1 protein-coding gene is annotated in these 203 nt (G+C 53.2%); it reads right to left on the bottom strand.

What is annotated here, in order from left to right; all coding sequences use genetic code 11:
• A partial coding sequence (locus AAC147_RS10895; protein ID WP_047686604.1) for an AMP-binding protein occupies nt 1–191 on the bottom strand: 191 nt, incomplete at its 3' end.
• Between the last annotated feature and the right edge of the window lie 12 nt (nt 192–203).

Consider the following 203-nt stretch of genomic DNA (forward strand, 5'->3'; position numbering starts at 1 on the left):
AAATAATCCGGCTGTAGCAAAGTTTTTTCGGGGATCAACAGGATACGCGCCCCATGCACCAGGCCCGCCCAGATCTCCCAGGTAGCGGCATCAAATGAAACGTTGGCGCAGTGGGCGATACAGTCATCAGGCCCAATATCGGCGAAACCGTTATTGATAATCAGACGCAGCACATTGCGGTGTTCGACCATCACCCCTTTAGG

This window comes from Xenorhabdus sp. NBAII XenSa04 (assembly GCF_963866145.1).
Classification (GTDB): domain Bacteria; phylum Pseudomonadota; class Gammaproteobacteria; order Enterobacterales; family Enterobacteriaceae; genus Xenorhabdus; species Xenorhabdus indica.